The sequence below is a fragment of the Solidesulfovibrio sp. genome (genome assembly GCF_029978005.1).
Classification (GTDB): Bacteria; Desulfobacterota; Desulfovibrionia; order Desulfovibrionales; family Desulfovibrionaceae; genus Solidesulfovibrio.
Genome location: NZ_JARKOZ010000090.1, coordinates 1 through 26,642, shown reverse-complemented (window position 1 = coordinate 26,642; position 26,642 = coordinate 1). Strand labels below are relative to the sequence as shown.

The window sequence follows — 26,642 nt, the reverse complement described above, 5'->3', positions numbered from 1 at the left end:
GTCGGCGAGGTCCAGGACCGCACCGGCGGCCGCATGGGCGGCAAGTTCAAGCGCAAGAAATCCCGCGAGGACTTCCTGCCGACCAAGATCGACGCCAGCGCCCAGCCCATGAAGGCGGCCAAGCGCAAGATCCGCATGGAGGAGACCATCCGCGTCTCCGACCTGGCCAAGCAGATGGGCGCCAAGGCCCAGGACCTCATCAAGGTTCTGCTCGGCCTCGGGGCGCTGGTCACCATCAACCAGTCCCTGGACGTGGAGACCGCGACCCTGGCCGCCTCGGAATTCGGCTTCGAGGTCGAGAAGTTCGGCTTCTCCGAGGACGACTACCTGGTGGCCGAGGAGACGGACAAGCCCGAGGACATGAAGCCGAGGCCCCCGGTGGTCACCATCATGGGCCACGTCGACCACGGCAAGACCTCGCTGCTCGACGCCATCCGCGCCTCCAACGTGGTCTCGGGCGAGGCCGGCGGCATCACCCAGCATATCGGCGCCTACCACGTGACCACGGCCCGGGGCGACATCGTCTTCCTCGACACCCCCGGCCACGAGGCCTTCACCGCCATGCGCGCCCGCGGCGCGCAGGTCACGGACATCGTGGTCCTGGTCGTGGCCGCCGACGACGGCGTCATGGACCAGACCCGCGAGGCCGTGAACCACTCGCGGGCCGCCGGCGTCCCCATCGTGGTCGCGGTCAACAAGATCGACAAGCCCGACGCCAACCCGGACCGCGTCAAGCGCGAGCTCGGCGAGCTCGGGCTCGTGCCCGAGGACTGGGGCGGCGAGACCATCTTCGCCAACGTCTCGGCCAAGCAGAAGATCGGCCTCGACGAACTGCTCGAAATGATTCTCCTGCAGGCCGAAGTCCTGCAGCTCTCGGCCAACCCGAGCAAGCGGGCCCGTGGCCACATCGTCGAAGCCCGCCTGGACAAGGGCCGGGGCCCGGTGGCCTCGGTGCTCATCCAGGAAGGCACCCTGCACCAGGGCGACGCCTTCGTGTGCGGCGTCTTCTCCGGCCGCGTGCGCGCCCTGTTCGACGACCAGGGACGCAAGATCAAGGAGGCCGGGCCGGCCATTCCGGTGGAGGTCCAGGGCTTCGAGGGCGTGCCCGAGGCCGGCGACGAGTTCGTCGGGGTCGAGGACGACAAGGTCGCCCGCCGCATCGCCGACGGCCGCGCCACCAAGCAGCGCGAACGCGAACTCGGCAAGGCCTCCAAGGTGACCCTCGAGACCTTCCTGGCCAGCCGGCCCGAAGCCGAGGCGCAAACGCTCAACCTCGTGCTCAAGGCCGACGTGCAGGGCTCCCTCGAAGCCATCGCCGACGCGCTCAACAAGCTGTCCACGGAAAAGGTCAAGGTCAACATCATCCACACCGGCGCGGGAGCCATCACCGAATCCGACATCCTGCTCGCCTCGGCCTCCGACGCCATCATCATCGGCTTCAACGTCCGCCCGACCATCAAGGTCAAGGAGATGGCCGAGCGCGAGAGCGTGGACATCCGCTTCTACGACATCATCTACAAGCTCGTGGGCGAGATCAAGGACGCCATGTCCGGCATGCTCGCCCCGGTCATCCGCGAGCAGTACCTGGGCCAGGCCGAGGTGCGCGACACCTTCAGCGTGCCCAAGGTCGGCATGGTGGCCGGCTGCGGCGTCCTGGACGGCAAGCTCACCCGCAACGCCGGCGTGCGGCTTCTGCGCGACGGCGTGGTGGTCTACACCGGCAAGCTCGCCTCCCTGCGCCGCTTCAAGGACGACGTCAAGGAAGTGACCAAGGGGTACGAATGCGGCGTGGGCCTGGAGAACTTCAACGACATCAAGGTCGGCGACGTGATCGAGGCCTTCGAGTCCGTGGAAGAAAAGGCCACGCTGTAACGGACCGCCGGGCCGGGGCACCCCCGGCCCGGCGCGACGAGGCGGCAAGCGGCATATGGTGGTCGGCGTCCTCACCCTGGAATTCGCCCTGCACGGCAACGATTCCCTCAAGGGCAAGCGCCGCGTGGCCCAGAGCCTCAAGAGGAAGCTGCGCAACAAGTTCAACGTGGCCGTGGCCGAAACGGCCATGCAGGAGTCGTGGGACACCCTCGTCCTCGCCGCCGTCACCGTGTCCGGCGACGCCGTCCACGCCAGGGGCCTGCTGCAAAAGGCCCTCAACATGGTGGTGGCCGCGGCCGAGGCCGAACTCGTGGACGACGACATCGCCATACTCTCCCTGTGAGGCATCGATACCCTTCATGAAGCGTCCCGAAACGCGCCGCTCCAGCCGCCTGGCCGACCAGATCGCCCGGGAGATGGCCATCGCCCTGTCCGAAGACGTGAAAGACCCCCGCCTGGAACTCGTCACCATCAGCGGCGCGGTCCTCAATGCCGACATGTCCATCGCCCGCATCTACTACACCTTGAGCGGCGACGAAGCCCGCCTGGCCGAGGCGGCCAAGGCCCTGGAGCAGGCCAAGGGGTTCCTGCGCACCCTGCTCGGCAAACGCCTGCGCATGAAGTTCGTGCCGGAGCTGCGCTTCGCCCGCGACACCTACCTGGAGGACATGGTCTATGCCCGACCCGAGGCATGAGATCGCCCGGCGCATCCGGCAGGGCCGCTCCTTCGTGGTGGCCGCCCACGCCTCGCCGGACGGCGACGCCCTGGGCTCCACGGCCGCCATGGGCTTCGTCCTCGAGGCCCTGGGCAAAACCTTTTCGCTTTTAAACGACTCCCCGGTGCCGCCCCAGTATGGCTGGCTGGAGCTGCCCGCGCCCCTGCTCGAAACCCCGCCCGACGACGACTACGACCTGGCCATCGTCCTCGACTGCGGCGACGCGCCGCGCCTGGGCAACCTGCAAAACGCCCTCGACCCGGCCCGCATGGCCGTCATCGACCACCACCTGGGCAACCCCGGCTTCGGGGCCGTCAACTGGGTCGATCCCGGGCGCTGCGCCACGGGCGAGATGGTGGCCTTCCTGGCCAAGGACCTGGGCGTGCCCCTGACCGGGCCCATGGCCCAGGCCCTCTACACGGCCATGGCCACGGACACGGGATTCTTCAGCTTCGGAGGCACCACGGCCGAGTGCATGGAGCTGGGGGCGGAATTCATCCGGGGGGGCCTGGACGTCGGCCTGACCGGGGCGCTCATCAAGAACCAGTGGACCATGAACCGCCTGCGCCTGTGGTCCGAGGTCCTGGGGCAGATCGGCCTGCATCATGATGGACAGGTGGGCGTTATCAGGATATCGCAAACGATGCTTCGCCGCGCGGGAGCCGGCCCCGAGGATTGCGAGGGGCTCATCAACAACGCCCTGCGCATTCGCGGCGTGACCGCCGCCATCCTGGCCCGGGAGCTGCCCGAGGGCGGCGTGAAGTTTTCCCTGCGTTCCGTGGGCGCGGTGGACGTCCAGGCCGTGGCCGCCTCCCTGGGCGGCGGCGGGCACAAGAACGCCTCCGGCGGCACGCTGGCCATGTCCCTGGAGGCGGCCGAGACGGCGCTCACGGCGGCCGTGGGACGGGCCGTGGCGGCCGCGCGCGGCGCGGGCCAGGCCGCGGCGGCGAAATAACGCGCGCCGACAACGAATTTCAGGTTCCATCCGCCCATGCAAGACCAACGAGGACGTCATACCAGGCCCGCCCTGCCCCAGCTCCACGGCGTGCTGGTCCTGGACAAGCCCTCGGGGCCGACCTCCACGGCCTGCCTCACGGCCATCAAGCGGCTGGGGCAAAAAAAGATCGGCCATGCCGGGACGCTGGACCCCCTGGCCGCCGGCGTGCTGGTGGTGCTTCTGGGCGAAGCCACCAAGATCGCGCCCTACGTCATGGAGGGCGAAAAGGCCTACTGCGGCAGCCTGCGCCTGGGGCTGGCCACGGACACCTACGACATCCAGGGGGCGGTGACGTCCGAAGCGCCCTTCGAGCACGTGGGACAGGCCGAACTGGCCGAGGCCGTGGCCGCCTGGACGGCCGAGACGCAGCAGGAGGTGCCGCCCTACTCGGCGGCCAAGCACCAGGGACGGCCCCTGTACGAACTGGCCCGCAAGGGCCTGGCCGCCCCGGTCAAACGCAAGGATATTTCCGTCTTCGACGCGCGGCTCGAGCATGTCGCGCTGCCGTCGGCGACGTTCCGGGTCCGGGTATCGGCCGGCGTCTACATACGCTCCCTGGTCCACAGCCTGGGGAAGCGACTTGGATGCGGCGCGGTCATGACCGCCCTGACCCGGGAGGCGAGCCGTCCCTTCGAACTGCGGCAGGCGCACGGCCTGGAGGACATCCTGGCCGATCCGCAAAGCCTTTCCGAGAGGATCATCCCCATCGAGAAGGCTCTGCCCCACTGGCGGAACGTGGCTCTCGACGCCGCCGCCGCCGCCCTGGTGCGCCAGGGCGTGCGCGTGCGCGCCGGGACCGAGGCCGTCGCCGGGGAGTGCGCCCTGCTTTGCGACGAGGACTCCCGGCCCCTGGCTCTGGCCCGGGCCGAGGAAGCGGACGGTGGACACAGGTGGGCCATCCTGCGCGGTCTGTTCGGCGACCCGCAACCGGCCCGGCGCGGCGGACGCACCGTCCCCGAGCGAACTCCCACCCCCAACACTGGAGGATAACGCTGTGGTTATGACCGCCGAAGACAAGGCCAGCGTCATCACGGAACACAAGAAGCACGACGGCGACACCGGCTCCCCCGAGGTGCAGGTCGCCCTGCTGACGGCGCGCATCAGCTACCTGACCGAGCATTTCAAGTCCCATCCCAAGGATTACCATTCCCGGACGGGCCTGCTCAAACTGGTCGGCCAGCGCCGTAAACTCTTAAACTACCTGAAGAAGAAGGACATCCAACGCTATCGCGACCTGATCGCGAAGCTCGGACTGCGCAAGTAGCGTCGCAAAGGGGGGCCTCCCGCCAGGGCGGCCCCCCTTCCTTCCCGCGCATGCATTATGCGCGCCCGCCCTCGGGACCCTCGTCCCGGCGGCCGTCGCGCCTGCTGCATGGCGGGAGGGCCGGCCCCACCCACGTCGTCCATTCCCATCCTTCAGCGAGGTGCCCATGACACTCACGTTCGATCCCATCCGACTCGAAGCCACCATCGGCGGCAAGTCCGTCATCCTCGAAACCGGCCGCCTGGCCAACCAGGCCGACGGCGCCGTCTGGGTCCAGTCCGGCGGCACCGTGGTGCTGGTCACGGCCTGCACGCAGGCCCTGCCCGAGGAGAAAGGCTTTTTTCCGCTGACCGTCGACTACCAGGAAATGTCCTACGCCGCCGGCCGCATCCCGGGCTCCTACTTCCGGCGCGAGATCGGCCGCCCCTCGGAGCGCGAGGTGTTGGTCTGCCGCCTGATCGACCGCCCCTGCCGGCCGCTTTTCCCGAAAGGCTTCCGCGACGAGGTGCAGATCATCGCCACGGTGCTTTCGGCCGACGGCCAGGTCGAGCCCGACGTGCTGGCCCTGACCGCCGCCTCGGCCGCCCTGCACATCTCCAAGATCCCCTTCCAGGGCCCCATCGCCGGCGGCCGCGTGGGCTACGTGGACGGCCAGTTCGTCTTCAACCCAACCGTGCCCATGATCAAAGCCGAAAGCACCCTCAACCTGACCTTCGCCGCCTCCCGCGACGCCGTGGTCATGGTCGAGGGCGGCGGGCAGTTCGTGTCCGAGGACATGCTGGCCGACGCCCTGGAGTGGGGCCACAAGGCCGTGCTGCCGCTGATCGACCTCCAGGAGGAGCTGCGCGAGAAGGCCGGCAAGCCGAAGATCGCCTTCGTGCCGCCCGCGCCCATCGAGGACCTGGAGAAGCTGGTCCACGAAAAGGCCGAGGCCGGACTCAAGGCCGCCTTCGCCATCAAGGACAAGATGCCCCGCCGCGAGGCCCGCAAGGCCGTCAAGCAGGCCGTGATCGAGGCCGTGCTCGCCGCCTTCCCGGACGAGCCCACCTACAAGGCCAAGGCCGGCGACATCCTCGAGGGCATGGAGAAAAAACTCCTGCGCGCGCTGATCAAGGAGACCGGCATCCGCCTGGACGGCCGCGACACCCGGACCGTGCGCCCCATCGGCATCGAAGTGGGCGTGCTGCCGCGCACCCACGGCTCGACCATCTTCGCCCGGGGCGAGACCAAGTCCCTGTGCGTGGCCACGCTGGGGTCCACCGGCGACGAGCAGAAGATCGAGACGCTCAACGGCGAGACCTACAAGCGCTTCATGCTCCACTACAACTTCCCCCCCTACTGCGTGGGCGAGGTCAAGCCCATGCGCGGCCCGTCCCGGCGCGAGATCGGCCACGGCGCCCTGGCCGAGCGCTCCATCCTCCCGGTGCTGCCCGGCCCCGAGGAGTTCCCCTTCACCATGCGCGTGGTGTCCCAGGTGATGGAGTCCAACGGCTCCTCGTCCATGGCCTCGGTGTGCGGCGCGTCGCTGGCGCTCATGGACGCCGGCGTCCCGGTCAAGGAAGCCGTGGCCGGCATCGCCATGGGGCTCATCAAAGAGGGCGACGACTTCCTGGTGCTCACGGACATCCTCGGCGACGAGGACGCCATGGGCGACATGGACTTCAAGGTGGCCGGCACCGCCCACGGCGTCACCGGCATCCAGATGGACATCAAGATCACGGGCATCCCGCAAGCCGTCATGCGCCAGGCGCTCAACCAGGCCAAGGAGGCCCGGCTGCACATCCTCGGCCGCATGGCCGAGACGCTCGCCGCGCCGCGCCCCGAGCTCTCGCCGCTGGCCCCGCAGTTGGCCGTGGTCAACATCAATCCGGAAAAGATCCGCGAAGTGATCGGCCCCGGCGGCAAGAACATCAAGGCCATCACGGCCGAGACCGGCGCTTCCATCGACATCGAGGATTCGGGCAAAATCTCCATCTTCGCCCCCACCCTGGAGTCCCTGGAGAAGGCCAAGGCCCGCGTGCAGTACTACGACCAGCACGCCGAGGCCGGAGCCAACTACACCGGCACGGTGAAAAAGATCATCGACTGCGGCGCGATCATCGAGATCCTGCCCGGCCTCGAGGGCCTGTGCCACGTGTCCCAGCTCGACGTCGAGCGCGTGGGCGCGCCCTCGGACGTGGTCAAGCTCGGCCAGGAGATCACGGTCAAGGTGCTCGAACAGGAGCCCTCGGGCCGCATCCGCCTGTCGCGCAAGGCCGTGCTCAACGAGGAGCGCGGCATCCCCTACGACCCGGCCGACTACGCCAAGACCGGCGGCGGCCCGCGCGGCGGACGCGGCGGCGACCGTGACCGCGGCGACCGGCGCGGCGGCTACGACCGCGATCGCGGCGGGCGCGGCGGCTATGACCGCGACCGCGGCGGACGCGGCGGCGACCGCGGCGGCGACTAGCCGACGCTCTCGAGCAGATTGGAAAAGCAAGGGGAACCCCGGACGGGGTTCCCCTTTTTCATTGGCGGGAGCCCGAGAGGGACATCCGCACGGGAGCGGCCCTCTCGACCGGTCCCGTGAACGCCCCGTCGGGCGATTGGACCAGGAACGCCTCGACCCGCCAGGGGGCGAGGCCGGGCGGCAGCTGCGCCTCGGCGTGCTGGACCAGGGTCGCGCCCGGGCCCAGGGAATGCTCGAGACGCCCGAGGGGGACGTCGCTGCGCCTGCCGCCCGCGTCGTAGACCCCGGCCATCAGGAACACCGCCCCCCGGTGGGAAAAATCGCCGAGCCCATGCAACGGCGCGTCGCCCAGGTTGCGGATGACGGCGTCCACCCGCAGCCGCCGGCTGTCCGGATCGAAGGCGGCCAGGGCCCGGACGTCGGCTTTGCGCTCGCCCGCCGGCAAGGGAGCCCGGTGGCGTCCCTGGGGAATGTCCAGGGCGGCCGGGTCCACGGGGCACTGCACCCGGCCGAGGAAGGCCGAGGCGGCGTACAGCCCGGCAGGTTCCGTCCCGGGCCGATAGAGCGCGGCGGCCACGTTGCGCCAGGCGTCGAGGCTGCCGCAGGTGGCGCGGGCGTAAAAAAGCCCGAGCATGGGCGGCAGCCAGCTCGTGTAGCCGTTGTACGTGGCCTTGCCCAGGCGCTGGGCCGCGAGCATGGCGTCCACGTGCACGGCCCAGTAGTCGGAATCGTCCATGGGGACGCCCGGATCGACGTAGAAGACGGCGGCCCCGGCCGGCACGCGCGCGGCCAGGGCCTCCACCCGGGCCCGGGCCGGGGCCCAGGCATGGCTCGGATAGGCCTCGGGCGCGACGCGCTGGTCCGCCGCCGCCAGGACCAGGAGCGCGGCCAGGGCCCAGGCCCGTCGCGACGGCCCCAGGGCGCGCAAGCCCCGGTCCAGGCAAAGGGCCAGGCAGACGGCGAAGCACGGCAAGGCCACCACCGTCACCCGCGTGGTCACCCGCAGGGCGGCCAGGCCCGGCAGGCGGCGCAGCGCGCTCTCCGGCCCCCAGACATCGAGGAAAAGCAGGCAGACCGCGCCGGCGGCCACGGCGAGCGTCCCGGCCAAGGCCCCCTTCCTGTCCGGCCGCCGCCACAGCAGCCAGATGCCGCAGGCCAGCCCGGCCAGGGGAAAGACGCCGGCGAACAGATGCCGCTCCGGGCCGACGCGCACGAGGCCTTCCAGCCAGCCCCAGACGAAGCTGCCCGGAGGGGGCGCGACAAGCCCGGCCAGGCTCGGCGACAGTTCCCGGGTCTGGTCCGCCGGCCAGGGGCCCGTTTCCAGGCTCTCCATGAAATACGGCAGATAATTGCCCGCCAGGACCAGCAGACAGGCCGCGAGCGTGGCCCAGGCCCAGAGAGGCAGGCGCAGGGCCCGCAGGCAGGCGCGGCGCGCCGTCCGGTCCAGGGCGCAGTGGAGCACCACGGTCGCCCCGGCCATGAGCAGGAAGAACACGGCGTAATAATAGGAGGTCAGGGCGAGCAGCGTCGCGCCCAGGGCCAACGCGGCGGCCCGGCCGGGACTCGGGGCGCGCAGGAACCGCACCAGCAGCCAGAAGGCCAGCAGCACGGGATAAAGCAGCAGATACTGCGGATGCCTGGCCTGGGCGGCCACGGTCAGGCCGTAGGCCAGGGGATAGGCGGCCACGACCGCGGTCCCGAGGCTCGCGCCGCAACCGCGTAAAAGCGCCAGGGCCGCGCCCCAGTTGAGGCCGAAGCACACGATGAAAAACCAGACCAGGGCCTGCTCGGGCGTCGGGCAAAGCAGGCGAAGGGCGGCGTAAAGCGGCAGCGCGCCGGCCATGTTGTCGGACAGGGCCAGGGTCCGGGTCATGGGATAGTAAAACGGGGCGTTCCAGAACCCCTCCGCCTTGCCGGCGAGCCACAACGAACCGTGCTCCAGGACGTAGCCGATGAAGCGGCTGTCGATGAGGTCGCCGGGCAGACGGGAACCGTCCGCGCCGACCAGGGGCACGAGGCTCGTCCAGAAGCCGAAAAACGTGGCAACGAGGAGAAGGACCAGGGGCACGGCAGGGCGGGGTGCGATTTTTTTCAAGGGGAGTGCTTGCATGACGTCGTCTCGGACTTCAGTCGCCGCGAAGCGGCCGGCGGTTGCAACCCGCCGCGCCGGGAACGCGTTTTCCCGGTTGACTTCCCGGCTTGGGCGCGTATTTTCTTCCGTGCATATACACTTATATGGTCGAAGGAGCCTTCCATGCCCCCAAGCCCCTGCCACTGCGCCAACCTGCGCCGGGCGGCCCGGACACTCACCCGGCGCTACGACGCCGCCCTGGCCCCGGCCGGCCTCGGCGTGGCCCAGTATTCCCTGTTGCGCGCCCTGTCCCGGCTGGAGCCGGCCACGGCCGGAAGCCTCGGCGAGGCCCTCGACCTCGACCGCACCACCCTGGTGCGAAACGTGGCCCTTCTGGCCAGGCGGGGGCTGCTCGCCGCCTCGGCCGACGCCGCGGACCGCCGGGTGCGCCTGCTTGGCCTCACCCCGGCCGGCAGGCAGACCCTGGAAGCGGCCGCTCCGCTCTGGGAGGCGGCCCAGCGCCGGCTGGAGGAAGACCTGGGGCCGGACGGCCGAAACGCCCTGGCCGCCGCCCTGGAGGCCCTGGCCGGACTCGACGGCTGATTCCGTCGCACAAAATATGTGTATATACACTAAAGGAGCCGCCATGCCAACGCCCCAAGCCCTGACCGAAGCCATCAAGGAATACGCCCTGGACATCGGCTACGACGCCGTGGGCGTGACCACGGCTGATCCCTTCCCGGAGCACGCCGCCAACCTGCGCGAGCGCCCCGGCTACGACTTCCTGCGCGAAAGCCCGGGCCGTTTCCTGGACGGGGCCGCGCCGCGCCAGGCCTGGCCGGCGGCGCGCTCCATCGTGGCCCTGGCCTACGACTACGGGGCGCGGGCCTTTCCCGAGAGCCTCGTCGGCGTGGTCGGGCGCATCTACCAGGCCCGGGCCTACGCGCCCCCGGCCCACCGCCTCCACGGCGCGCGGCGAAAGCTCATGGAAACGTTTCTGGCCGGACAGGGGATCGGTATCGGCACGGGCTTCGCCCTGCCCCTGCGCCCGGCCGCCGCCAGGGCCGGCATCGTGGGCTTTGGGCGCAACACCTTCGCCTACCGGCCGCGCGCCGGGTCGTTTCTGTCCCTGGACGCCTTCGTGGTGGACGCCGAACTCGTGCCGGACGCGCCGAACGACCGGATCACCTGTCCGCCCGACTGCCGCGCCTGCCAGGACGCCTGCCCCAACAAGGCCATCGTCGCGCCCCTTCGCCTCGACCCCAGGCGCTGCCTGACCTACCACGCCTGCTTTCCCCGCCGGGACCCCGCTTCCGGGGAAACGGGCGTCATCCCCATCGAAATGCGCGAGGTCATGGGCGCGCGGGTGCACGGCTGCGACGCCTGCCAGGAGGCCTGCCCCCGCAACCGGGCACGCCTGGCCGCCAAGCTGCCCGAGGACCCGTTCCTGACCCGGTTCGCGGCCGATTTCTCCCTGGCCGGTCTGCTCGAAATGGACGAGGAATATTTCGCCACCACGGCCCAGCTGCTCTTTTTCAACTACATCCGCGAGAAGAAGTACTTGCAGCGAAACGCCGCCGTGGCCCTGGGCAACCGGGGCGACCGGGAGGCCGTGCCGGCCCTTGGGCGGGCGCTGCGCCGCGACCCCGAACACCTGGTGCGCGGCCACGCCGCCTGGGCGCTCGGCAAGCTCGGCGGCGAGGACGCGGTCAGGGCCCTGGAAGCGGCCCGGAGCGGCGAACCTTCGGTCTGGGCGGCCGGGGAGATCGAGGCGGCCCTCGACCGGGCCACGCAATGAAAAACCGGCCCCCGGGCGTCACCCGGGGGCCGGTCGCATGGCGGTAGGGGCGTGTCGTCTACCAGGCGGGCTGGCTTACGGGCACGATGAAGGTCTGCATGGTGTTATCCACGCGCAGGATCACCCGGATCGAGTGGATGCCGGCGTTGACCGGAAAGTAGAGGTAGCCGGGCACGAGCGCCCCCGGGGCGATGGGCGCGGCCCGCCAGGCGTAGGTGCTCATCTCCTGGTAGAGCGTCGCACGGTACTGGTCCATGCTCGGCTGCTGGGACAGCGCCGCGCCGCCGATGGCCCCCGCGCCCGCGCCGATAAGCGCGCCCGGGCCCGCGCCCCAGCCATGGTTGAAGCCCGAGCCGATGAGCGCCCCGAGTCCCGCGCCCACGGCCGCGCCGGTGAGTCCGCCGACCACGGCCGCCTCGGCGCTCTTCTTGTAGGCCGTGGAGGCGAAGACCACCTCGGCCGCCTGCTCCACGGAGTATGGCGCGAACTCCGCGCCGTTCACCCCGATGCCACGGCACTCCTGGGCGTAGATGATCGGGTAGCGGCCGGAGTGGTTGTTGAAGAGCAAAAGCACCGGGAAAAGGCCGGTGTCGTAGTAGTTGAGCCCCTGGCCCGACCAGGCGTAGCGGGTGGCCCCGATGTCCCATTCGGCCGTGCGCACGGCCCCGGGCAGGACGGCGGGGTTGGTCACCGCGCCCATCTGCGGCTGGGGCGGCGTGTACACCGCGCAGGCGGTCAGGAGAACGGTGGCCAGGGCGAGGGCGGCCAGGCGGCCGGTTCCGGTGTTCAGGCGGGGCATGCGCTTCATGAATGTCCTCTTTGCTTGGTTGCGGGCGGCCCGGAGGCCGGATTGGGAACCGATCCTAACGGCAGAAGCGGATGGAGTCCATGACCTGCCGCAGGGTGGCCCGGGCGGCCTCGAAGTCCTTGTTCTCGCTCGAGGCCATGAAGTTCATGTAGAAGTTCTGGCCGTCGTAGGCCTGCCAGATGATGCGTTCGTAATCGTTCTTCTGGGGCGCTTCCGTGATCTCCCAGCCGATGACGCCGCACTTGCCCTTGGCGTCGCCGTCGTCGCGGCGGCGGGCGTCCTGGTACTTCTTGATGGTCACCATCTCCTTGGCCTGCTTGAGCGAGGCCTCCACCGACGCCTTCCTGGGGAAGCTCGGCACCATCTGCTCGATGTGGAACTGGAACGACCACGAGGTCCCGGGCTTCATGAACAGCACCGATTCGCTCCCCGGATCGCCGCTTTCGAGCTTCCAGCCGGCCGGCACGGTGAATTCGAAGCTGCGGGCGGCGTTTTTGTAGGTGGTGTCCCTGGCCAGGGTTCCGGCGGCCGCGCCCGGGCCGGCGGACGCGCCTTGCGTCTGGGCCGGGGCGGCGGGCTTCTTGGCCCCGGTCACGGCGTCCACGCCCTGCTGGATCAGCCCGAACTGGGCCAGGGCCAGGGAGGGAAGACACAAGACGGCAACCACGAGCACGGCGGCAAGGCGCTTACGCATACGTCGTCTCCTTTGGCTTGGCGGTTTCCGTCAGCGCACGAGCACTCCGGCGTAGCCCACCACCTGCTCCATGTCGCCGCTGACCTCGCCCGAGGTGGCGTAGGCGGCGAGCGTCGCCTGGCGCGCCCCGAGCTCCAGGGCGACGACGAGCCCCAGGCCCATGGGCAGCACGCCGCACATGGTGATGCCTTCCCGGCGCACCACGGACAAAAGCCCCATGGGATCGAGGTCGAGGACGCGGGAAAGCGCCAGGGCGTCCCGGCGCTTGGCCGTATCATGGGACACGTAGTGGCTCATGTCCGAACTGACCACGATGCCGACGGGTTCCTTGCGCCGGCGGATCGCCGCGGCCACGGCCCTGCCCACCCCGTCGAGGACGGCGGGGTCGGGCTCGGCCACGGCCACGGGCACGATGCGCACGGCGGGGTTTCTCTCGTGCAAAAAAGGCAGCAGCACTTCCAGGGAATGCTCGGCCAAATGGGCGGCCCGGTCCGCGACCAGGCGCGGCTCGGCGGCGAGCAGTTCGCCGGCCAGGCCGGCGTCTACGGGAACGGCCGCGCCGGGAATCTCCCAGGCCCCCTCGGGCCACACGGCCAGGCGCGCCCCGCGCCCGGTGTGGTTGGGGCCAAGCAAAAGCAGGGTGTCGGGAAGCGTGGCCGCGCCGAGGGTGCGCCCGGCCACCGCGCCGGAAAACACGTAGCCGGCATGGGGCGACATGGCCAGCACGGCCGGCCCGGCCAGTTCGGGATCGGCCAGGGCCAGATACCCGGCGACATCCCGGCGCAGGGCCTGGGCCGAGCCGGGATAAAACCGGCCGGCCACCACCGGGCGGCGGATCATGGCGGAGTTCTTGAGGGCGGCATCGCTCGTCACGGCGACCTCCTCGCCGGTCCGGGAAAGGACGAGGGACCAGCGTTCCCCTTGTAGCGCGCCCGGGGGCGCGTTGACAAGGCGGAGAAGACCTTTCCCGGAGGACCGGACTACTTGGCCTGGGTCAGGGCGTTGAGGCGTCGTTCCAGGCCGCTGGTAGCCAGGTCGGAGGCGGCCATGCGGCCGTAGAGGGAATCCGGGGCGGCGTCGCGCATGGCGACCAGGGTCTTGCGCCAGCCGTCCACGTCGCCCATGGCGCGCAGGATAGCGGCCTCGCGCAGGCGGTTGGAGGCCCAGTCGTCGTCGCCTTCCTTGCAGGCCTCGCCGAAGTCCTTGGCCCATTTGAGGGCCTTGGGATACTGGCCCAGGGCCCGGGTGGACTCGACCAGGATGTTGAGCGCCGCCTTGCGTTTGTCCGGGTCCTGGCCCGACTCCTTGAACATGAAGGCGGCCTCGCCGGCGTAGAGCTCGGCCTTTTCGAATTCCTTCCTGGTCATGGCCTCGCGGGCCAGGAAGTACATGGCGTAGCAGCGCTTGCCCGCCTCCAGGGCCTGGTCGCCGGCCAGCTTGCGCCAGATGGTCATGGCCCGGTCCGATTCGCCGAGGTTCTCCAGGGCCTGGGCCACCACGAACTCCAGGCGGCGGCGCTGGGACGCGCCGAACTTCCAGGACTGGACCTTGCGGGCCAGCTCCACGATGTCGCGCCAGGCGCGCTGGTCCTCGTACACGCCCATGGCCATGGTCAGGGCCATCATGCCGTTCTCGCTTTCCCGGGGGCCGACGTAGGGCAGGGCCTCGGCCAGGGCCTCCCTGGTCTTGCCCGTGCGCAGGTAGGCCAGGGCCAGGCCCAGGCGCGTCTGGTCCGAGAGCATGCCCCGGTTGGCGGAAAGGATCGGGTTGTCGCGGTAGGCGTCCACCAGGCGCTGGTAGTCCTTGTGGGCGATGAGGTCCCCGGCCATCTTCTCGAAGGCGGTGATGGCCACCTCCTCGGCCTTGGGGGCGAGCTCGCTTTTGGGGTAGCGCTCCAGGTAGCGTGCCGCCGCCTTGAGGCTGTCCGGGTAGTTCTGGCGGTAGAGCAGCCACATGGCCAGCTTGATCTGGGCCAGGGGGGCCAGGGGGCTGTTGGGGTGGTCGCGAATGATGCCTTCGTAGATGTCCTCGGGGCTGCCGTAGGCCGGCTTGTCGAACAGCGAGAACATCTCGGAGATGGTGGGCTGGTCGTGGACGCCCTGCTCGGCCAGGCGCATCTTGGCGATGAGCCCGCCCTCGGCGTCTGGGTAGTCCTTGACGGCCATGTTGTAGAAGTCCACGGCCGCCGGCCGGTTGCCGAGCTTGGCGTAGATGTCGCCCAGGCGCGCGAAGACCATGTCCGCGTCCTTGACCTTGGGCGTCATGTTGTAAAACATCATGTAGTCGTCGCGGGCCTTCTTCATGTCGCCGTTCTTGTAGGCGATGTCGCCGTCGATGCGCAGGATCTGCGGGAATTCCACGTAGTAGCGCGGCCAGCGTTTGCCTATGTAGTCGGCGATCTGGGCGGCTTCCTTGTACTTGCCCAGGCGCACCAGGGTCTTGGCCAGGCCCATCGCGCCTTCGCGCACGTACTTGCTCTCCGGGAACTTCTCGATGACCGTCTGGTACTCCTCGGCCGCCTTCTTGAAGTCGCCCCGGTCGAAATAGTATTCGCCCCAGTAGAAGTTGACCAGCGGCACGTTGGCGTCCGAGGGGTACTTCTTGGCCAGGACGTTGAAGTAACCCTTGGCCTCGGGAATGTTGCCGGCGCGCAGGTTGAGCATGCCGAGGTGCAGCATGGCCTCGGGCACCCGGAAGGATTCGGTGTTGGCGTTGACGGCCTCGAGCAGCGCCCCCTGGATCTCGTCGTAGTGGGCGACCGGGTCCTCGCGGTACTTGTCGAGGAGCGTGGCGGCCAGGGAGTGCAGGTTCTCCTCGCGCACGTCCTTGGACACGTCGCGCTTTTTCTTGAGATCCGTCATCATGGTCAGAGCGGCGTCGTAGTTGCCGGCCATCTTTTCGGCCTGGGCGGCCACGAGGGTGTTGGCGTCGTGGTCCTCCTCCTTGGCCGGCGGCATGGCGGGCTCGGGCTTTTTCTCCGGGCCGGCGGCCACGTCGGCGGGCCGGGCCGCCCCTTCGGGCGTGCCGGCCACGATGGGCGACGCGGCGGCGGAAGGAGGCGAAGCCACGGCTCCGCGCGTCTCCCCGGCGGCCACGGCCGGCGGGATCGGCGGCAATTTGACGCGGTACTCCCCTGCCCCGCCGCCGCCCTGGGCCGGGACGGCGGGAGCGCCGTCGGCCACGGACGGGGTCTTTGTCGCCGACGGGGCGGCCGGCGGCTCCATGCCGATGGGGCGCAGGGTCGGGGCCTTCTCGGGGGGCACCTGCATGGCCGTGGCCCGCAGGGAATAGGGCACGGCGTAAAAGGGTTCCTTGCCGGCCTCGCCGCCGGGAACGCCCCCGGAGGCGGCGGCCGGCGCGGCCGGCGCGCCGCCCTGGCCGAGCGTCGCCGGCAGGGGCGGCAGTTCCAGGGGACCGGGCTTGTTGTTGGGCGGCGTGACGGGCAGCGTCAGGGAGGAAGCGGCCTTTGGCGGCGGCGCTTCGTCCCGGGGCGGCGAAGTGGTCTGGGGCTCCTGACTGCCGGTCGGGGAGCGCCAGTTGGCCCCGGCCGGATCGCGGTAGACCTGCAGCTTGAGCTCGCGCTCGCCCTGGGGCCACCCCACGAAGCCGAAAGCGTCGGTTTTCAGACGCACGGCCAGGGTGTCTCCGGAAAGCCGCACGCTCTCGAAGAACTGGGACGCGCCGAAATCCACGCCCTCGGGCTTGTCCTCCGGGGTGAGGACGCCGGGCGGAAAGGTCAGGCTGATCTCGGCCGGCCCGGTGCGGCTGATGAGCGGATAGGCCCCGGGCTTGGCGAACTGGAGCAGGAGCGAATCCGTGTCCGGCCGGCTGACCGTGGACAGCGACAGGGCCAGGGCCCCGCTCGCCGGGAGGCACACGGCCAGGGCCGCCAGAAGGACTCGCCGGAGGCCGGCGGACAGGATGTGGCTCACGCCGCGTCCTTATGCAAGGAACATGCTCATGCCGCGCTTTCCGGGACGGGCCCGGCGCGGTCGGGTGGCGATGCGTCCCCGCCGGCCGGTCATTCGCCGGCCAGGTTGCGTTTCTTGAGCTTCTCGATGAGCGTGGTCCGCTTGATGCCGAGCAGCTCGGCGGCCTGGTTTTTGACGCCGGACGCCCGTTCCAGGGCCTCGATCAGGAGCTGTTCCTCCAGCACGTCCAGGAACTCCTTGAGCCCCATGCTCTTTTCGTCCAGATCCGCCAGGCGCGGCCAACGGAATCCCGCCGGCGCGGCCGCCACGGCCGGCGGCGGGGCCAGGCCGGCGTTGTCGAGGATCTTGCGCGGCAGGTCGTCCATATGGACCAGTTCGTGCTCGCACAGGATGGACAGCCGCTCCATGAAGTTCTCGAGCTCGCGCACATTGCCGGGCCAGGGGTAACGCAGGATCAGGTCCCGGGCGTCCGGGGCGAAGCGCAGGGCCTCGCGGTTCTTCTGGCGACAGAAGCGGCGCAGGAAATAGTCGGCCAGAAGCAGGATGTCCTCGCCGCGTTCGCGAAGGGGTGGCAGGTGCAACGGGATGACGTTGAGGCGATAGTAGAGGTCCTCGCGGAACCGGCCGGCCCGGACTTCCTCTTCCAGGTCCCGGTTGGTGGCGGCCACGATGCGCACGTCGGCCTTGAGGGTCTTGTCGCCGCCGACGCGCTCGAATTCCTTTTCCTGGAGCGCCCGCAGAATCTTCACCTGCAGGCTCAGGTCCATCTCGCCGATCTCGTCGAGGAAGATGGTGCCGCCCTCGGCCAGCTCGAAACGCCCCTGCCGGGTGCGCACGGCCGAGGTGAAGGCCCCCTTCTCGTGGCCGAAAAGCTCCGATTCGAGCAGTTCCCGGGGGATGGCCCCGCAGTTGACGGGCACGAAGGGCTTGCCGGCCCGGCGGCTGTTGGCATGCAGCGCCCGCACGAGCAGTTCCTTGCCCGTGCCGGACTCGCCCGTGACCAGCACCGTGCTGTCCGTGGGCGCCACCTTGGCCAGCACCCGCAGCACCTCGGCGAGGCACGGGCTCTCGCCCACCATGCCGGAAAGGTTCAGTTCCATCTGGCCTCCGGAAAAACGCCGCGTTCCTGGCGGCTTCCCATGGTCTATAGCCGGGGCCGGGCCTTGTCAATTTCCTGACGGAAAAGTCATGCAAAATATCCCTTGGGGCCGTGCAACCGGCTTGACCGGAGCCCGTCTCCCGCGTAGAAGTCACTTCGACAGATATCGAAACATCAAAGGATGTCCCCATGACCACCGCCCAGGCCGCCAAGATCCTCAAAGCCCTGTCCCACCCCAACCGCCTGGACATCTACCTGTCCATCGCCCGGGGCGACGCCTGCGACTTCGAGGACGGCTGCGGCTGCTGCGTCTCGGACATCATGGCCAGGCTGCGCATCGGCGCGCCCACGGTCTCCCACCACCTCAAGGAACTGGTCAACGCCGGTCTCATCCTTACCGAACGGCAGGGCAAGCACCTCGTCGCCCGAGCCAATCCGGCCGTGATCGAGGAGGTGACGCGCCTGCTGCGGACCGTCTGATCCCTGGCGGGCCGCCCTGCCGCCGGTCTTCACGACGCAGGCGCGGCCTTTTTTGCACCTTGTTAATTTGATAGTTATCGAATTTATAAACCTTCAAAGTAAGGAGGCTCCCATGCCCTGGACCACCGACAACATCGCTTCGCAACAAGGAAAAATCATCGTCGTCACGGGAGGCAACAGCGGCATCGGCTTCGAGGCGGCCAACGTCCTGGCGCAAAAGGGAGCGGAGGTGGTGCTCGCCTGCCGCGACGCCCAACGCGGCGAAAAGGCCTGCCGGGAGATCCGGGAGGCGCACCCGGCGGCCGAGGTCTCGGCCATGCTGCTGGACTTGGCCGATCTCGCCTCGGTGCGCGCCTTCGCCGCGGCCTTCCAGGAACGCTTTCCGCGTCTGGACGTGCTCATCGACAACGCCGGAGTGATGGTTCCGCCGCGCGGCGAGACGGCCGACGGCTTCGAGTCGCAGATGGGCGTCAACCACTTGGGGCACTTCGCCTTAACGGGGCTCCTTTTGCCGGCGCTGCGAAACGCCCCCGCCCCGCGCGTGGTCGTGACCACAAGCGTCATGCACCGGGCAGGCTGCCTGTGCTCCCTCGACTTCAAGCGCCAGGGGCGGTGCCACCGCCCCTGGCGCAGCTACAGCGACAGCAAGTTGGCCAACCTCAGCTTCGCCCTGGAACTGCACCGCCGCCTGGGCGGCGGGGAACAGGGCGTCACGGCGATCGCCGTCCATCCCGGCGTGACCGCCACCGGCCTGCAACGCCACTTGCGCCTGAGCCGCGCCCTGACCTCCCTCATCGCCATGAAACCCTGGCAAGGGGTGCTGCCCACGCTGTACGCGGCCACGTCGCCGGAACTTTCCGGGGGCGAATTCTTCGGCCCTGACGGCTGCCTGGGGGTACGGGGCTATCCGGCCCCGGCCAAGCCGTCTCGGCGGGCGCGCGACGCGGCCCTGGGCAGGCGGTTGTGGGAAGCGTCGGAGGAGGCGACGGGCGTTCGCTACGGCGCGTACTGGCGCGCCGGCACGGCAAGGCCCGCGAAAGACGCGGGCCTTGCCGCCCAAAGAGGACGGAAGGTCAGACGCGCATGTCGAGCAGCGTGCCGGCCATGTCGTCGGCAGCGCGGATCACGGCCACGTTGGCCTCGAAGGCGCGGGAGACCTCGACCATGTTGACGCTCTGGCGCACGAGGTCCACGTTGCTCATCTCCACGAGCCCGTTTCGCGGCTCGTAGACCCCGGCGTCGTTGTAGGCGCTGACCCTGGCGGGATTGAGCCCGCCGGGCGAGTCGTCGCCGCTCACGGACGCGACCGCGACTTCCTGGCCGTCCGGTCCCGTGACCAGGTTCGCTTCCCGGGACTTGTAGCCGTCGGTGTCGGCGTTGGCCACGTTGTTGGCCGTCACGGCCATGGACGTGGACAAGGCACCGAGGGCGGACTGGGCGCTCGATATGGCGTCGGTCATGGCCTACCCTCCCTGGCAAGACCATCGGGTGACACGCCTCTTGATAATGCAGGACGGGCCGGCGGGCAAGGCCCGGGCCGGGTTGAAGCGCCCGGGTCGCCGTGCTAGGGGAACGGCCGGCGAAGCCACGACTCCTCCCGCCAAAGGAAACGGCACGTGCCGAGAACACCACGCCAAACCACCGTGCATGCCCTGGGCCGCATCGCCCTCGCGGCCGCCCTGCTGCTCCTGGCCGCCGGCTGCCGCGAGGAGCCGCTCAGGCGCTACATGGATTCGCGCTACCTCTTCAGCTTCGTGCCGCCGCGCGGCTGGGAGGTCACGGCCGAAACCACGCCCTCCTGCCTGACCTCGGTCACGGCCCGCAAGGGAGACTGCGCCTTCTACGTGTGCGTGGGGGAAAAGCCCGAGGAATTCCTCCCCACCAGCTCGGACTTCGCCAACGTCGAACTGGTCAAGGACTACGTGGCCCATACCTTGAAGGGCTACGACATCCGCTGTCAGCCGACCCTGATCCAGGGCCGGCGCGCCTACGACGCCATCTACCTGCGAAACGTGGCCGACGCGAACGGCGCGGTGCGCCTCCAGCTCGTGCGCCAGACCTTCCTGGCCCGGGGCCGGCTGCTCTATACGATGACGAGCTACGTCTTCGGCCGCTCGGGCGAGGAGCTCAAGGAGGCGGCCACGCCCTGCGACAAGGACATCCTGCGCTCCCAGGCGACGTTTTTCCTGCACCAGCCGCCAAAGACCGGGGGATGAGCGATCCGCCCCCGTCTCCGGGGACGGGGGCGCGCCCCGAAACGCCTCGTATTCCGGCCGTGGGAAGGGTCAGACGGGCACGGCGGCTTTGTTCCCGGCCGCGTGCTTGAGGTTGGCCTCGATCACCTCGCCGAGCTGCTCGATGGTGTGGGGCTTGGCCAGGTAGTCGTTCATGCCCAGGCGCAGGAAGCGCTCCCGGTCCTTGCCGCTGGCGTAGGCGGTCAGGGCCACGATGGGGACGCCCTTGTCGAGGCCCGGCACCTCTCCGTTGCGGATGTGGCGGGTGCATTCGATGCCGTCCATGACCGGCATCTGGATGTCCATGAGGATGATGTCGGCGTGCTCCCGGGACAGCAGGCCCAGGGCTTCCTGGCCGTTGGCCGCCTCCAGGATGCCGTAGCCGAGCCGCTCCAGGGTGCGGCCGGTGGTGAGACGGTTGATGCGCTCGTCCTCGACCAGCAGCACGGTGTGGCTGGCCGGGTCGAAGACCGCGTCGGCGCGTTCGTAGACCACGGGCACGCCCTGGCACTCGTAGTCCGGCAGGGCGAAGGGGAGGGTGCAGTAGAAGGTGCTGCCCCGGCCGGGCGCGCTTTTGACCCAGATCCTGCCGCCGAGCATCTCCACCAGATGGCGGGCGATGGACAGGCCCATGCCCGCGCCGCTCACCCGCTTGGTCAGGTAGTGCTCGGCCAGCTCGAAATCCTCGAAGATGCGATCCTGCAGCTCCTTGGCGATGCCGATGCCGGTGTCGCGGACCATAAAAAGGAGCGTGCGGTAGTTGGGCGAAACGTCCAGGCGGCTGGTGGAGATCCGTTTGACCCGCAGCTCGATGCCGCCGCTTTTGGTGCATTTGAGGGCGTTGTCCAGGAGGTTGGACAGGATCTGGCGCAGCCGGAAGACGTCGCCCACGAGCGAGGGCGGGATGCGCGGATCGATGCGCACGCAAAAGCCCAGGTCCTTGACCTTGGCCCGCACGGAATAGCCCCGGGCCAGGGAAGTGGTCAGCTCGGCCGCGTTGAAGGCCGACAGCACGGGCTCGATGGCCGCCGCGTCGATGTCGGCCAGTTCGAGGACGTTGTTGACGATGGCCAGCAGGCGCCTGCCCGAGGCCTCGACGATGTCCCACAACTCCCGCTGGTCGTCCAGGCCGTCCCCCTGCAGGGCCAGCTGGGTGGCCCCGATGATGCCGTTTAAGGGCGTGCGCAGCTCGTGGGTGATGTTGCCGAGGAACTGGGACTTGGCCTGGCTGGCCGAGAAGGCCAGCTCCTTTTCCCGGCGCAGCTGGTTCTCCGTCTCCTTGAGGGCGGTGATGTCCCGCGAGTAGCTGGCCATGAGGACGACCCGCCTCTGGTCGTCGACGATGGGGCACAGGCTCACCTGGTAACACTGCTCGTCGTGGCGCTCCTCGTAGGAAATAAGCTCGTTCTTCCCGGCCGCTTCCAGCAGGTGCGAGCGCCGGGCCTCGGCCAGCGCGGCGGGCAGGTGGCGGTAGAGGCTCGTGCCGACCAGGGCGTCCACGGTCCGGCCGCGCCGCCTGGCCGCCTCCTCGTTGGCGATGAGAATGTAGCCGTCGAGGTCGGACAGGATAATGGAGTCGTGGGTGGCGTCGAGCAGGGCCTTGAAGATGACCTGGTTCTCCGAGAGCAGGTGCTGGGACATGACGAGCTTGGTCACGTCCTCGCGGATGACGATGCCGCCGGCGACCTTGCCGTCGGACAGGATGGGCGTGCCGCGCAGGTTCTGGTAGGCGGACTGGCCGCCGCTGCATTCGTCGGTGTAGTAGGCTTCGAGGTGGATGGTCTTGCCGTCCAGGATGGAGCGGACCTCTTCGGCGATGCCGGCGGAGAGGATGCCGGGCAACTCGTGGAGCTTTTTCCCGATAAAGAAATCCCTATCCCGCTTCCCTCTGGCGAAATTGGCCAAGTGCCAATCATTGACGAAGGTGATGGTCCCCTCGGCGTCGATAAGCATGATGGACACCGGGGCGAACTGCAGAATCTGCTCGCAATTGTGCGCGAGCGTGCCGGGGCTGGCCATGGACGCGAACATACTCGCGAAGGGATCGCCAGACAAGAGGGAAACGTCGCTCCGACATGGCGAAAAAGACAGGCAAGGGACCGGATTGCGGCCCGTCGGGGGGCGCGGACCGGGCGTGACGAGCCTGATTCGGCCATTTTTTCCATGACGCAAGCCCGAAACGTCCAGACCGCAGCGCCAGCGAGAATATACCTTTTTCGATACCCGACGCGGCCCGAAGTCGCCCTCAGCGCCCTTCCCTGTCGTTTCGCCCCTCGATGCCGGCGAAGGCGCTGTGGTTGTGGATGGACTCGAAGCTCTCCACCTCCACCCGGTACCAGGTGACGCGCGGATGCACCGACAGGGCGCTTGCCGCCCGGCGGGCCACGTCCTCGACGAAGGTCGGGTTGGCGAAGGCCTGTTCGGTGACGTGCTTCTCGTCCTCGCGCTTGAGCAGGGCGTAGACCGGCGAGGAGCCGGCCGCCTCGGCGATGTCCACGAGTTCCTCGACCCATACGAAGTGCGACAGCCGGCAGCTGATGGTGACCATGGCCCGCTGGCTGTGGGCCCCCTGGTCGGAGATGGCCAGCGAGCAGGGGCACACGGTCATGACCGGCACGCACACGGTCAGGGTCTGGCGGAACTTCTCGCCCACGAACTCCCCGGACACCTGGCAGGCGTAGTCCATGAGCGCCTCGGCCCCGGAAGCCGGCGAGGCCTTGGCCAGGAAATAGGGGAAACGCAGGGTCATGTGGGCGTTTTGGGCCTCCAGGCGCTCGCGCACGTCGGAAAGGAGCGTGCGGAAGGACACCAGGTCGAGCTCGCCGGCGAAGCCCGACAAGGCCTCCACGAACCGGCTCATGTGCGTGCCCTTGAACCGGGCCGGCAGGTCCACGGACAGCTCCACCTCGGCCACGGTGTGCTGGCGTCCCCTGGCCCGGTCGCGCACCACCAGCGGCAGCCGGAAATTTTTTATGCCCACCCGGTCCACGGCGATGGCCACGTCCGGGGGACCGCTCTGGATGTCTCGCATGGGGGAAGATGCCTCCGGCGGCCGGGGGGCATGATGCCCCCCGGACCCCCTCACCAATAAAATAAAAATGGGAGGACGTCAGTACGTCCCAGGACGCCGCGTTGTAAAGCATCCTCCCCCCCGCCGAGGGGGTTCGGGGGGGATCCTCCCCCCCGATGGGGAGGGCCCGGGAGGGGCGACGCCCCTCCTGACTCTTCCTCTTACACGATCTCCTGGCCGGTGGTGGCCAGGGTGAGCTTGCCGTATTTGACGCCCCGGGTGGAGATGAGCTTTTGCGACAGCTTCTGCACGGACTCGCCCGGCCCCCGCAGGGCCAGGGCCTCCAGGCAGTTGTGGTGGTCGATGTGCACGTGCATGGTGCAAAGGATCACCTCGTGGTCCTCGTGCTGGATCTCGATGAGCCGCTGGGCCAGGTCCGAGGTGTGGTGGTCGTAGACGAGCGTGAGCACGCCGGCCACCTCCTTGTCGGTCTGCTCCCATTCCTTTTGCACCAGCACGCCCCGGATGAGGTCGCGGATGGCTTCGGAACGGGTCTGGTAGCTCTTCTCGTCGCAAAGGGCGTCGAACTTCTCGAGCAACTCGGAGTTGAGCGACACGCCGAAGCGGATGGTCTGTCCCATGCCCCCTCCTTCAGGTCAGGCCGATCTCGTAGATGGTGACGGTGCTGCGGTAGGTGGAAAAGGCCACGGACTCCTCGTGGAGCCGTTTTACGCGAAAGCCGTCGGCGACAAGGGCCGGCCAGACCGGCTCGGACACCTGCCGCCAGGGCTGCGAAAGCCACACCCGGCCGCCCGCGCCGAGGAGCGTTTTGAAAAGCGGCGCCAGGGCGTCGTAGAACCGGGTCTCGTACAGGATGTCGCTGCCCCAGACCACGTCGAAGGAGCCCGGCGCGAAGCAGGGCCGTCGCCAGTCCATGACGGCCAAATCCAGGCGCAGGCCGTTTTCCCGGGCGTTGCGGGCGGCGTGGGCGATGGCCGCCGCCTCGTAGTCCACGGCCGCGACCCGCGCGCCGCAGGCCGCGCCGGCCAGGGCCGAAAGCCCCATGCCGCAGCCGAGGTCCAGGCAGCGCCGGCCGGCGATCTCGTCGCGCCGGGTCCAGAGCCAGGCGGCCAGAAGCAGGCTCGCCGGCCAGATCTCGGCCCAGTACGGCATGCGCTCGTCCTCGCCGAAGCTCTCCTGGCCCAGGGACTCCCACAGCGCCTCCATGTCCTGGTCGCGGCGCAACAGGAATTCGCGGCCGGCCAGGGCCAGGCGCAAGCGGTCCTCCCGCCACTGGGGCGGTGTGGAACTGGCGGCGAGAAGGGGCGAATGCGGACAACGATCGGTCAAGCCTGTCTCCAAAAATGCTGCAAAAAAGGGTCGCCCTACACCAAGCGTGTTACCATCAAACAAACGAGCGTGCAACCCGGCCCGCTGCCGACGATTGTTCGGCGCGCCGCCAGGCCCGCAGCCGCTCCCGGCTTGCCCCATGCCCGGCAAAGGGGTATTTGAGGCCAGCCCCATGCCCGCGCCGTCGGCGGGGCCTGCCTGCTGCATAAACATTCCAGGGAGAAACGCCATGCACAAGGATCTGCTCTACACCCCCACCCACGAGTGGGTACGGGTCGAGGACGAGATTGCCGTGATCGGCATCACCGATTTCGCCCAGGAACAACTCGGAGACATCACCTACGTCGAGCTGCCCGCCGTGGGCGACGTGCTCGAGGCCGGCCAGGAGATGGGTTCGGTGGAGTCCGTCAAGGCGGCCAGCGAGCTGTACAGCCCGGTTTCCGGCGAGGTCATCGAGGTCAACGACGAGCTCGAGGCCACCCCGGAAAAGGTCAACAGCGACCCCTTCGGCGAAGGCTGGATGCTGCGGGTGAAGCTCTCGGCCGAGCCCACGGGACTCCTGTCCCCCGAGGAATACGAGGAAATCGCCAAGTCCGAACACTAAGATCGGAGCCGCCCAATGCCGTATATCCCTCATACCCCCGAGGAAGTCCGGGAGATGCTTGGCGTCATCGGGGCGCACGACGTCTCCGAACTGTTCGCCGAGATCCCCGAATCCCTGCGGCCCAAAAGCTTCGACCTGCCGCGCGGAGCCACGGAAATGGCCGTGCGCGCCCACATGGAGCGGCTGGCCGGAAAAAACCGCGCCGACATGACGAGCTTCCTCGGCGGCGGCTTCTACGACCACTTCGTGCCCGCCGCCGCGGACCTGCTGCTCTCGCGCGGCGAGTTCTACACTGCCTACACGCCCTATCAGCCCGAGGCCTCCCAGGGCACGCTGCAGGCCATCTTCGAATACCCGACGGCCGTGTGCCGCCTGTTCGGCATGGAGTGCTCCAACGCCGGCGTCTACGACGGCGGCACGGCGCTCTACGAGGCCCTGATGATGGCCGTGCGCCACACCAAGCGCAAAAAGGCCGTGGTCAGCGAGGCCGTGAGCCCCATCTACCGCATCGTCCTGGCCACCTACACCCGCAACCTCCATCTGGAGCTCGTGGTGGTGCCCCACAAGGAGGGCCTGGACGACATGGCCGCCCTGGCCGCGGCCGTGGACGACGCAACCGCCGCGGTGGTGGTGCAAAACCCGAATTTCCTCGGGGCGGTGGAGGACTTCACCACCCTTTTCGCCGACGCCGCCGCCAAGGGCGCGGTGTCCATCCTCTCGGGCTATCCGGTGCTCCAGACCGTGCTCAAGACGCCGGGGGCCATGGGCGCGGACATCGTCACGGCCGAGGGCCAGAGCCTGGGGCTGCCGCTCTCCTTCGGCGGACCCTACCTCGGCATCATGACCTGCAAAAAGGCGCTGGTGCGCCAGATGCCCGGCCGCATCGCCGGACGCACCAGGGACGGGCAGGGCCGCACCGGCTACGTGCTGACGCTGCAGGCCCGGGAGCAGCACATCCGCCGCCAGAAAGCCACCTCCAACATCTGCTCCAACCAGGCCTTGTGCGCCTTGCGGGCGCTGATCAACCTGTGCCTGACCGGCAACGAGGGACTGGCCCGCCAGGCGGCCCTGTCCATCGAAAACGCCAATTACGCGGCCTGGAAGCTGCGGGCCATCCCGGGCGTGCGCCTTCTGTCCGAGGCCCCGTTCGGCAACGAGTTCGTGGCCGTCTTTCCCATAAACGCCAAGATGGTGGCCCGTCGGCTCATGGACGACGGCATCATTCCCGGCTTCCCCCTGGGCCGCTACTACAAGGGCCTGGAAA

The 26,642-nt window shown here is 69.0% G+C and carries 25 protein-coding genes; 14 read left to right on the top strand and 11 right to left on the bottom strand.

Annotation, left to right across the window (positions count from 1 at the left end; all coding sequences use genetic code 11):
* The 7 genes from infB to pnp form a co-directional block, all read left to right on the top strand.
* Positions 1-1,872 (top strand): translation initiation factor IF-2 (gene infB / locus Q1K70_RS10680; protein WP_300158947.1); only part of this gene is annotated, 1,872 nt, incomplete at its 5' end.
* A gap of 55 nt (positions 1,873-1,927) precedes the next feature.
* The gene (locus tag Q1K70_RS10675) at positions 1,928-2,215 is read left to right on the top strand and encodes a DUF503 domain-containing protein (RefSeq protein ID WP_300158945.1); all 288 of its coding nucleotides are present in this window, start codon (positions 1,928-1,930) and stop codon (positions 2,213-2,215) included.
* A 16-nt stretch (positions 2,216-2,231) separates the two neighbouring features.
* Positions 2,232-2,567, top strand: a complete 336-nt coding sequence (rbfA, locus tag Q1K70_RS10670) for a 30S ribosome-binding factor RbfA (RefSeq protein WP_300158942.1) — start codon at positions 2,232-2,234, stop codon at positions 2,565-2,567.
* On the top strand, positions 2,548-3,543 hold the full coding sequence (locus Q1K70_RS10665) for a bifunctional oligoribonuclease/PAP phosphatase NrnA (protein ID WP_300158939.1): 996 nt from the start codon (positions 2,548-2,550) through the stop codon (positions 3,541-3,543). The genes rbfA and Q1K70_RS10665 overlap by 20 nt, the downstream gene beginning before the upstream one ends.
* Positions 3,544-3,579: 36 nt before the next feature.
* A complete protein-coding gene (gene truB / locus Q1K70_RS10660; RefSeq protein WP_300158935.1) occupies positions 3,580-4,575 on the top strand; it encodes a tRNA pseudouridine(55) synthase TruB in 996 nt (331 codons plus the stop codon).
* A gap of 4 nt (positions 4,576-4,579) precedes the next feature.
* Complete coding sequence (gene rpsO / locus Q1K70_RS10655; RefSeq protein ID WP_300158932.1) at positions 4,580-4,849, top strand: 30S ribosomal protein S15; 270 nt, start codon at positions 4,580-4,582, stop codon at positions 4,847-4,849.
* A 166-nt stretch (positions 4,850-5,015) separates the two neighbouring features.
* Positions 5,016-7,298, top strand: coding sequence for a polyribonucleotide nucleotidyltransferase (pnp, locus tag Q1K70_RS10650; RefSeq protein ID WP_300158930.1), 2,283 nt, complete (start codon positions 5,016-5,018; stop codon positions 7,296-7,298).
* Positions 7,299-7,356: 58 nt separating this feature from the next.
* On the opposite strand, the gene Q1K70_RS10645 is transcribed toward pnp, so the two are convergent.
* The gene (locus Q1K70_RS10645) at positions 7,357-9,393 is read right to left on the bottom strand and encodes a hypothetical protein (protein ID WP_300158927.1); all 2,037 of its coding nucleotides are present in this window, start codon (positions 9,391-9,393) and stop codon (positions 7,357-7,359) included.
* Between the two features lie 159 nt (positions 9,394-9,552).
* On the opposite strand from Q1K70_RS10645, the gene Q1K70_RS10640 reads away from it, so the two are divergent.
* The gene (locus tag Q1K70_RS10640) at positions 9,553-9,972 is read left to right on the top strand and encodes a MarR family winged helix-turn-helix transcriptional regulator (protein WP_300158924.1); all 420 of its coding nucleotides are present in this window, start codon (positions 9,553-9,555) and stop codon (positions 9,970-9,972) included.
* A 43-nt stretch (positions 9,973-10,015) separates the two neighbouring features.
* Entirely contained in the window at positions 10,016-11,167 is a 1,152-nt protein-coding gene (locus Q1K70_RS10635) for a HEAT repeat domain-containing protein (RefSeq protein WP_300158921.1), read from the top strand.
* 58 nt (positions 11,168-11,225) lie between these two features.
* On the opposite strand, the gene Q1K70_RS10630 is transcribed toward Q1K70_RS10635, so the two are convergent.
* The 5 genes from Q1K70_RS10630 to Q1K70_RS10610 all read right to left on the bottom strand — a co-directional run bounded on the left by Q1K70_RS10630 (position 11,226) and on the right by Q1K70_RS10610 (position 17,701).
* On the bottom strand, positions 11,226-11,975 hold the full coding sequence (locus Q1K70_RS10630; RefSeq protein ID WP_300158918.1) for a hypothetical protein: 750 nt from the start codon (positions 11,973-11,975) through the stop codon (positions 11,226-11,228).
* Between the two features lie 55 nt (positions 11,976-12,030).
* Complete coding sequence (locus Q1K70_RS10625; RefSeq protein ID WP_300158915.1) at positions 12,031-12,669, bottom strand: hypothetical protein; 639 nt, start codon at positions 12,667-12,669, stop codon at positions 12,031-12,033.
* 30 nt (positions 12,670-12,699) lie between these two features.
* Positions 12,700-13,509, bottom strand: a complete 810-nt coding sequence (amrB, locus tag Q1K70_RS10620) for an AmmeMemoRadiSam system protein B (RefSeq protein WP_300158950.1) — start codon at positions 13,507-13,509, stop codon at positions 12,700-12,702.
* Between the two features lie 140 nt (positions 13,510-13,649).
* Entirely contained in the window at positions 13,650-16,601 is a 2,952-nt protein-coding gene (locus tag Q1K70_RS10615; RefSeq protein WP_300158913.1) for a tetratricopeptide repeat protein, read from the bottom strand.
* Between the two features lie 89 nt (positions 16,602-16,690).
* Positions 16,691-17,701 (bottom strand): sigma-54 dependent transcriptional regulator, encoded by a 1,011-nt coding sequence (locus tag Q1K70_RS10610; protein ID WP_300158910.1) that lies wholly within the window; start codon positions 17,699-17,701, stop codon positions 16,691-16,693.
* Between the two features lie 188 nt (positions 17,702-17,889).
* On the opposite strand from Q1K70_RS10610, the gene Q1K70_RS10605 reads away from it, so the two are divergent.
* Complete coding sequence (locus Q1K70_RS10605; RefSeq protein ID WP_300158907.1) at positions 17,890-18,180, top strand: metalloregulator ArsR/SmtB family transcription factor; 291 nt, start codon at positions 17,890-17,892, stop codon at positions 18,178-18,180.
* Between the two features lie 112 nt (positions 18,181-18,292).
* Positions 18,293-19,351 carry an oxidoreductase gene (locus Q1K70_RS10600; RefSeq protein WP_300158904.1) on the top strand — a complete coding sequence of 353 codons (1,059 nt, stop codon included), beginning with the start codon at positions 18,293-18,295 and terminating at the stop codon, positions 19,349-19,351.
* Here the strand turns inward: Q1K70_RS10600 and Q1K70_RS10595 are convergent.
* On the bottom strand, positions 19,254-19,640 hold the full coding sequence (locus Q1K70_RS10595) for a flagellar basal body rod C-terminal domain-containing protein (RefSeq protein WP_300158902.1): 387 nt from the start codon (positions 19,638-19,640) through the stop codon (positions 19,254-19,256). The genes Q1K70_RS10600 and Q1K70_RS10595 overlap by 98 nt on opposite strands.
* Before the next feature lie 156 nt (positions 19,641-19,796).
* On the opposite strand from Q1K70_RS10595, the gene Q1K70_RS10590 reads away from it, so the two are divergent.
* On the top strand, positions 19,797-20,396 hold the full coding sequence (locus tag Q1K70_RS10590; RefSeq protein WP_300158899.1) for a hypothetical protein: 600 nt from the start codon (positions 19,797-19,799) through the stop codon (positions 20,394-20,396).
* Positions 20,397-20,465: 69 nt separating this feature from the next.
* Here Q1K70_RS10590 and Q1K70_RS10585 read toward each other — a convergent pair whose 3' ends face one another.
* From Q1K70_RS10585 to Q1K70_RS10570, 4 genes are all read right to left on the bottom strand, one after another.
* Positions 20,466-22,445 (bottom strand): PAS domain-containing sensor histidine kinase, encoded by a 1,980-nt coding sequence (locus tag Q1K70_RS10585; RefSeq protein ID WP_300158896.1) that lies wholly within the window; start codon positions 22,443-22,445, stop codon positions 20,466-20,468.
* 214 nt (positions 22,446-22,659) lie between these two features.
* The gene (folE2, locus tag Q1K70_RS10580) at positions 22,660-23,445 is read right to left on the bottom strand and encodes a GTP cyclohydrolase FolE2 (RefSeq protein ID WP_300158893.1); all 786 of its coding nucleotides are present in this window, start codon (positions 23,443-23,445) and stop codon (positions 22,660-22,662) included.
* Between the two features lie 200 nt (positions 23,446-23,645).
* Positions 23,646-24,065: a nickel-responsive transcriptional regulator NikR gene (nikR, locus tag Q1K70_RS10575; protein WP_300158890.1), complete on the bottom strand. Its 420-nt coding sequence runs from the start codon at positions 24,063-24,065 to the stop codon at positions 23,646-23,648.
* A gap of 10 nt (positions 24,066-24,075) precedes the next feature.
* A complete protein-coding gene (locus Q1K70_RS10570; RefSeq protein WP_300158887.1) occupies positions 24,076-24,774 on the bottom strand; it encodes a methyltransferase domain-containing protein in 699 nt (232 codons plus the stop codon).
* A gap of 229 nt (positions 24,775-25,003) precedes the next feature.
* Here Q1K70_RS10570 and gcvH point away from each other — a divergent pair, with 229 nt between their 5' ends.
* Both gcvH and gcvPA read left to right on the top strand, forming a co-directional pair.
* Positions 25,004-25,378, top strand: coding sequence for a glycine cleavage system protein GcvH (gene gcvH / locus Q1K70_RS10565; RefSeq protein WP_300158884.1), 375 nt, complete (start codon positions 25,004-25,006; stop codon positions 25,376-25,378).
* Positions 25,379-25,393: 15 nt separating this feature from the next.
* On the top strand, positions 25,394-26,642 hold a 1,249-nt coding region (gene gcvPA / locus Q1K70_RS10560; RefSeq protein ID WP_300158881.1), incomplete at its 3' end, for an aminomethyl-transferring glycine dehydrogenase subunit GcvPA.